Source organism: Burkholderia sp. A2, from assembly GCF_001729305.1.
In the GTDB taxonomy this organism is placed as follows: domain Bacteria; phylum Pseudomonadota; class Gammaproteobacteria; order Burkholderiales; family Burkholderiaceae; genus Burkholderia; species Burkholderia sola.
Map to the genome: position 1 here is coordinate 1,062 of NZ_LZXX01000029.1, position 719 is coordinate 1,780.

A 719-nucleotide genomic window follows, 5' to 3' on the forward strand; every position below is an offset into this window, starting at 1 on the left:
GCGAGATCGGCCGGCGTGCGCGGCGCGCCGTGCCGCTCGAGGTAGCCGGGCGACGCGACGAGGTGCTGGCGGAAATGGCCGAGCAGCCGCGACGACAGCCGCGAGTCCGTCGGCCGGCCGGTGCGCAGCACCGCGTCGAACCCTTCGTCGACGACATCGACGAGCCGGTCGCTGAAATCGATGTCGAGTTCGATCTCCGGATACGCGGCCATGAAATCGGCGAGCACCGGCAGCAGCAGCGTACCGATCGTCGGCAGGCTCACGCGCAGCCGCCCGCGCGGCGCTTCGACGCTGTGCATCAGTTCCTGCTCGGCCGCGTCGATCTCCGCGATCACGCGCCGGCACCGTTCGAGAAAGCGCGCGCCTTCGGCCGTCAGCGTGATGCTGCGCGTGCTGCGGTGAAACAGCCGCACGTTCAGGCGCGCCTCCAGGCGCGCGATGCGCTTGCCGATCGCCGACGCCGACAGCCCGAGCGCGCGGCCGGCCGCGACGAAACTGCGCGTTTCCGCGACCTGGACGAATACGACGAAACCGCCAAGATTTTCCATGCAGGTTCCCGATTGCGGACACCGACGTCCGGAGTGTCCGGAACTCTACCCCGGTTTTTCTTCCCGCGCCGGCTCCCTACGATGGACGTTCCTTCATCGTTCGAGGTCACGCCATGTCATCCCTGCCTGTCACTGCCCACCGCGTCGAACCGGACGCCGCGCTGCGCGCGC

General features: G+C 69.1%; 1 protein-coding gene. It reads right to left on the bottom strand.

Annotation, left to right across the window (positions count from 1 at the left end):
* The coding region (locus A9Z05_RS03195) for a LysR family transcriptional regulator (protein WP_256121824.1) at window positions 1-548 on the bottom strand (548 nt) is incomplete at its 3' end.
* Between the last annotated feature and the right edge of the window lie 171 nt (window positions 549-719).